The organism is Pseudomonas sp. PA-4-8C (assembly GCF_021606625.1).
In the GTDB taxonomy this organism is placed as follows: domain Bacteria; phylum Pseudomonadota; class Gammaproteobacteria; order Pseudomonadales; family Pseudomonadaceae; genus Aquipseudomonas; species Aquipseudomonas lactis.
The window spans coordinates 1-5557 of sequence record NZ_WKCD01000329.1 but is presented as its reverse complement, the minus strand read 5'-3'; the positions used below and the strand labels follow the sequence as shown (position 1 = coordinate 5557).

The following is a 5557-nucleotide window of genomic DNA, read 5'->3' as shown; positions in this document are numbered from 1 at the left end:
CATCGCAGCCTCGCTGGGGCTCGACAGCTCCCACATTTGGATCGGCGTGGTGCGTAAACCGTATTCGGTACGGCATTTTACCTCGCCGCTTACACCCAATCTTCTACCCGCAAACCTGGCACGCGGTCGAACTCGCGCCGGTTGTTAGTGACCATAATCAGGCCCTGCGAACGGGCATGCCCAGCGATCATCTGGTCGTATGAACCTATCGGAGTACCAGCTCTCGCTAGCTCAGCGCGAAGTTGGCCTGTGTGCATAGCGGCATTCTGGTCGTATTTCAAAACTTCCAGACGTGCTGCAAAGCCTTCGACATCAGCCAAGTTTCGCTCTGGGTTAGGTGATTTTTCCGCGCCGTAAATCAGCTCCATCAGGGTTACTGTACTGATAGCTAGTTGGCCATAGTGCTTTTTGAAGGTTTCGCGCACCTGCTGAGGTCTGTTTTTGATTGTGAAGATACAGATGTTGGTATCGAGCATGAACTTGAGCATTAAAAAGATTCCCGCTCTTGGTCAGCAGGCTGATCTCGGTCGTTCATGAAATCCGGCGTGACACCCTCGCCATCGAACCAGCTGTCCCATGACTCACCGGCTGGGGTGATGATTCGGGCCCTACCGATTGAGACGACATCTACACGTTTTACGTCATCCGGCAGCGCAGCTGCCTTTGGCAAACGTACAGCTTGGCTGCGGTTGCTTTGAAATACAGAACCTTGATCCATATTGGCCTACCTCCAGTGGTCGTGTGATTACGCAACGCTACACCACGAAATGGATATGTCAACGGGATATACATTTCGTTACTGGTTGAACGTTGATTTTCGGCAAGCCAAGCATGAAGGCGCTCACGGCCTTCATGAAACAGACCTATCATCCTCTGCGGTCGCGAAAAATAGTAATGAGTATTGAAATTCGTTAAAAAATCCACTTCTCGCTTCGAAAAAGCTAGCGATACGGGTTTGTAGATCGACGGGCGACCGAGGTGCTCCCCCATCGCAGCCTCGCTGGGGCTCGACAGCTCCCACATTTGAGCTTTGTTGAGGCTTAGGCCGGCGTCTTCAGGTGTACACCCAGCGCTGTGGCGAAGGCTTTTACCATCGGGCTTCTCGGGGCGTTGTGGCGCAGGATCAAGTTGAACGCGGTGCTTAGCTGTACCTGTTCCGAGCACAGTGCGCGCAGGCGCCCTTCCCTTACCAGTGGCGTGGCGTAGTGTTCTGGCAGAAAGCCCAGGAAGCGGCCAGTCAGAATCAGAATGGCGACAGCTTCCACTTGTGAGGCCGACGCGGACTGGCTGTCGTGGTTGACGAAGTTGGCCTTGTCGCGATGGATCGCATACCGATGGTTCACCACTTCGTATTGGCGAAGGGCATCGGGGGTGATGTCGCTGGCGGTGAACAGTGGATGCCCTACGGCGCAGTAGGCGTGGGCCTTTTCTTCGTAGAGCGGGAAGTAGTCGAACTCTTCACGGCGTTGGTACACCGGGACGATGCCGGCGACCAGGCGCCCTTCCACGACGCCGCGTTCAACTTCGTCCAATTGCGAGGCATGTAGGCGCAATCTTATTTTTGGCGATTGGCGATGTAAGTTGCCCAGGGCGGTAATCAGTGGGGAATTAACGTCGGAGACGGTGTTATCAATAACGCCCACACTCAGGTCGCCGATGAGTTCATTCTGCGCCGAACTAAGCTTGTCGCGAAAACTGTCCACCGAGGTGAATAACTCGATGGACGCTTGATACACCAACTTGCCTTCTTCGGTCAGCCCGAACCCTTCGCGGCCCCGTGTACACAGGCGCATGCCGATGCGAATCTCGAGGTCAGAGATCTGTTTGCTGATGGCCGCCAGGCCCACGTTCAACTCGTTTTGCGCAGCACTGAAGCCGCCGGCTTCGACCACGGCCATAAATACCCGCAGCAATTTGAAGTCCAACCCGCTCAATTGCAGCGGTGCTCGGGTGCCGGGTTTTGGCGGTAGGTTTCCAGAAGTGGAAAGTGGGGTTTCCATAATGCGCGTTGACCTCGAGTGCCATATTCAACAGGCTTGAACCCAATCCTTGAACATAGCCAGGCGGCGATAATGAACATAAACATCCGCCCTTGGCAACCTTGAATACGGCGCGTCAGATGCCGGTTCTACACCGATAAATTTCTGTTGAAACTGCCTCCGACTCTTCTAAAAACAAGCGTGAGGAATACCCATGTCCCAGCCCACCGACCGCCTTTGGGGCGCTCGTTTCAAGACCGGTCCGTCTGCGGCGTTGGCCGCGTTGTCGCGTTGCCCTGAGCGTTATTTTCGCCTGACGCCCTACGACCTGGCCGGCTCCCGTGCCCATGCCCGTGAGTTGCAGCGCGCCGGTTTGCTGGATGAGTCAGAAACCCTGCGCACCCTCGAAGCCCTGGACCGTATCGGTGAGGATTTCGCCGCCGGCCGCCTGCATCCCTCCCTGGATGACGAGGACGTGCACACCTTTATCGAACGCGTATTGACCGAGCGCCTGGGCGCCCTTGGCGGCAAGTTGCGCGCCGGGCGCTCGCGCAATGACCAGACGGCCAACGATCTGCGCCTGTTCCTGCGTGACCATGCGCGCACCATCGCCACCGAGGTGTTGGGCTTGCAGCAGGCGTTGGTTGAACAGGCCGAGCAACATGTGCAGAGCATCTGCCCAGGCTTTACCCATTTGCAGCAGGCGCAACCCATTGTGTTCGCCCATCACTTGCTGGCTCACGCGCAGTCGATGCTGCGCGATGTGCAGCGCCTGGTGGATTGGGATGCGCGTACGGCGCTGTCGCCATTGGGCGCGGCAGCGATGGCAGGTTCGGCGATAGCACGTCAGCCGCAGCACTCGGCTAAGGAAATGGGCTACACCGGGCCGTGTGAAAACTCCATCGACGCTGTCGCCAGCCGTGACCATGTGGCGGAGTTCCTGTTTGTAGCGGGCATGCTCGGGGTGAATATTTCGCGGCTGTCGGAGGAGTTTTGCCTGTGGTCGTCGCGCCAGTTTCGCTGGGTGGTGTTGGACGATGCCTACGCCACCGGCAGTTCGATCATGCCGCAGAAGAAGAATCCGGACATTGCCGAACTGGCGAGGGGCAAGGCCGGGCGTTTGATCGGCAACCTGACCGGGTTGATGTCGACGCTCAAGTCGTTGCCGCTGTCGTACAACCGCGATTTGAGTGAAGACAAGCACAGCGTGTTGGATAGCGTGGACACCTTGCTGCTGGTGTTGCCGGCGATGGCCGGCATGGTGGCGACCATGAAGGTGCAGGTCGACGAGCTGCGGCGTCAGGCGCCGATGGGTTTTACCTTGGCGACGGAGGTGGCGGATTGGTTGGCAACGCGTGGCGTGCCATTCAAGGAGGCCCATGAGATTACCGGCGCGTTGGTACAGGCCTGTGAGAAACATGAAATTGAGTTGTGGGAAGCCTCACCGGCGATGTTGGCGGAGGTGGATGGGCGGCTCACCCCGGACGTGCGTGATTGCCTGACCCTGGAGGCGGCGATTGCGGCGCGCAGTGGCTGGGGTGGGACTGCGCCGGAGCGGGTGAAGGAGCAGATTGGGCGGTTGAAGACTGCTTTGGCTGAACAGCAGAAGTGGGCTGAGAGTTATCAGGGGTTTCGGATTTAAGCCTTGGTAGGTGTGGTGAGCTCACCGGCGCTTTCGCAGGCAAGCCAGCTCCCACATTTGACCGGGTTTCAACCGTAACACCGTGTACATCGGTTAGAGCGTCATTAGTTTTGGAGTAGCAACATGAATCAAACCCCGGCCGAGCGCTTGGAAGCCGAGCGCAAGTTGTCTGAAAACCAGTTCGATATCACGCAGTACGAGCATGTGCCGCGGCGGTATTACGGGCGGATGTTTTTTGCCACGTTGATCGTGATTGTGTTGGCTGCGCTGTTGCGCGCGTTTGCCAATGGCCAGATCGAATGGTCCTACATTGGTCAGTTCCTCACGTCGCAAGCCATCCTCTGGGGCCTGGCGAACACCATCGTCATGTCGATCCTGGCGATGGCGCTGGGCGTGGTGATCGGGGTGATCACCGCGATCATGCGCATGTCGGCCAACCCGATCCTGCGTTACGTGGCCATCACCTACACCTGGTTGTTTCGCGGTACACCGCTGATTTTGCAACTGCTGCTGTGGTTCAACCTGGCGTTGATCTTCCCGGTGATCGCGATTCCGGGCCTGTTCAGCATCGACACCGTCGACCTGATGACGCCCTTTGTGGCCGCCTTGCTCGGCTTGAGCATCAACCAGGGCGCCTATACCGCTGAGGTGGTGCGCGCCGGCTTGCTGTCGGTGGACACCGGTCAATATGAGGCGGCCAAGTCCATCGGCATGCCGAGCCTGCAAGCGCTGCGTAGGATCATTCTGCCGCAGGCCATGCGCGTGATCATCCCGCCCGTGGGCAACGAGTTCATCAGCATGGTGAAAATGACCAGCCTGGCCAGTGTGATCCAGTACTCCGAGCTGCTGCACAACGCGCAAAACATCTACTACGCCAACGCCCGGGTGATGGAGCTGCTGATTGTGGCGGGCATCTGGTACCTGGCGGTGGTGACTGTTCTTTCATTTGGTCAAAGCCGCCTCGAGCGTCGTTTTGCCCGCGGCGCCGGCAAGCGTTCGTAAGCCTGGGTTGAGGAGATTTGCCCCATGAGAAGCATCGTCAAGGCCGTCAACCTGAACAAGTATTACGACCAGTATCACGCCCTGCGTGACATCAATATCGAGGTCGAGCAAGGCGAGGTGATGTGCATCATTGGCCCGTCCGGCTCGGGTAAAAGTACGTTGCTGCGTTGCGTCAACCAGCTGGAAAAAATCGACAAGGGCGGCCTGTGGGTCGATGGCGAATTGGTCGGTTATCGGGTGGTCGGCAACAAGCTGCACGAGATGAACGAAGCGCAGATCGCCCGCCAGCGCCTGGCCACCGGCATGGTGTTCCAGCGATTCAATTTGTTCCCGCACATGACCGTGTTGCAAAACATCATCGAAGGCCCGTGCCAAGTGCTCAAGCGCTCGCCCAAGGAAGCCATCGAAGATGCATTGGAACTGCTGGCCCGCGTTGGCCTGGCAGACAAGCGCAATGCCTACCCAGTGGAATTGTCCGGTGGCCAGCAACAGCGCGTGGCAATCGCCCGTGCCTTGGCCATGCGCCCCAAGTTGATGCTGTTTGACGAACCCACGTCAGCCCTCGACCCGGAGCTGGTAGGCGAAGTGCTGTCGGTGATGCGCGATTTGGCCACCACCGGCATGACCATGATCGTGGTCACCCATGAGTTGGGCTTCGCTCGCGAAGTGTCCAACCGCATGGTGTTTATGGACGCCGGCCAGATTGTGGAAGCCGGCAGCCCGGAAGACATTCTAATAAGCCCACAAAATCCACGTACCCAAAGCTTTATTTCTGCCGTTCGCACTTAACTAAAAAACTAACGAGAACGCCCCCATGAAAAAGATGTTTATCCCTTCCTTGCTTGCCGGCCTGATGGCCTCCTCGTGTGTATTGGCGGCCTTGCCGCAAGCCATCAAGGACAAGGGTGAGATCAGCGCGGCCATCGTGCCGAAC

At 57.9% G+C, this 5557-nt stretch carries 6 protein-coding genes and 1 pseudogene; 4 read left to right on the top strand and 3 right to left on the bottom strand.

The window, feature by feature from the left end; all coding sequences use genetic code 11:
- Positions 1-89: 89 nt before the first annotated feature.
- From vapC to GIW04_RS27265, 3 genes are all read right to left on the bottom strand, one after another.
- Positions 90-488 (bottom strand): type II toxin-antitoxin system tRNA(fMet)-specific endonuclease VapC, encoded by a 399-nt coding sequence (gene vapC, locus GIW04_RS27275; RefSeq protein WP_047711614.1) that lies wholly within the window; start codon positions 486-488, stop codon positions 90-92.
- Positions 488-718 carry a type II toxin-antitoxin system VapB family antitoxin gene (gene vapB, locus GIW04_RS27270; RefSeq protein WP_034135537.1) on the bottom strand — a complete coding sequence of 77 codons (231 nt, stop codon included), beginning with the start codon at positions 716-718 and terminating at the stop codon, positions 488-490. The genes vapC and vapB overlap by 1 nt, the downstream gene beginning before the upstream one ends.
- A 322-nt stretch (positions 719-1040) precedes the next feature.
- Complete coding sequence (locus GIW04_RS27265; RefSeq protein ID WP_120248639.1) at positions 1041-2000, bottom strand: LysR family transcriptional regulator; 960 nt, start codon at positions 1998-2000, stop codon at positions 1041-1043.
- Between the two features lie 193 nt (positions 2001-2193).
- Between GIW04_RS27265 and argH the strand changes: the two genes are divergently transcribed.
- The 4 genes and pseudogenes from argH to GIW04_RS31355 all read left to right on the top strand — a co-directional run.
- Entirely contained in the window at positions 2194-3621 is a 1428-nt protein-coding gene (argH, locus tag GIW04_RS27260; RefSeq protein WP_047711616.1) for an argininosuccinate lyase, read from the top strand.
- A 123-nt stretch (positions 3622-3744) separates the two neighbouring features.
- A complete protein-coding gene (locus GIW04_RS27255; RefSeq protein ID WP_120248638.1) occupies positions 3745-4623 on the top strand; it encodes an amino acid ABC transporter permease in 879 nt (292 codons plus the stop codon).
- 24 nt (positions 4624-4647) lie between these two features.
- Positions 4648-5412: an amino acid ABC transporter ATP-binding protein gene (locus tag GIW04_RS27250; protein ID WP_003193648.1), complete on the top strand. Its 765-nt coding sequence runs from the start codon at positions 4648-4650 to the stop codon at positions 5410-5412.
- 25 nt (positions 5413-5437) lie between these two features.
- Positions 5438-5557: pseudogene (locus tag GIW04_RS31355) on the top strand (ABC transporter substrate-binding protein); the annotation flags it as partial.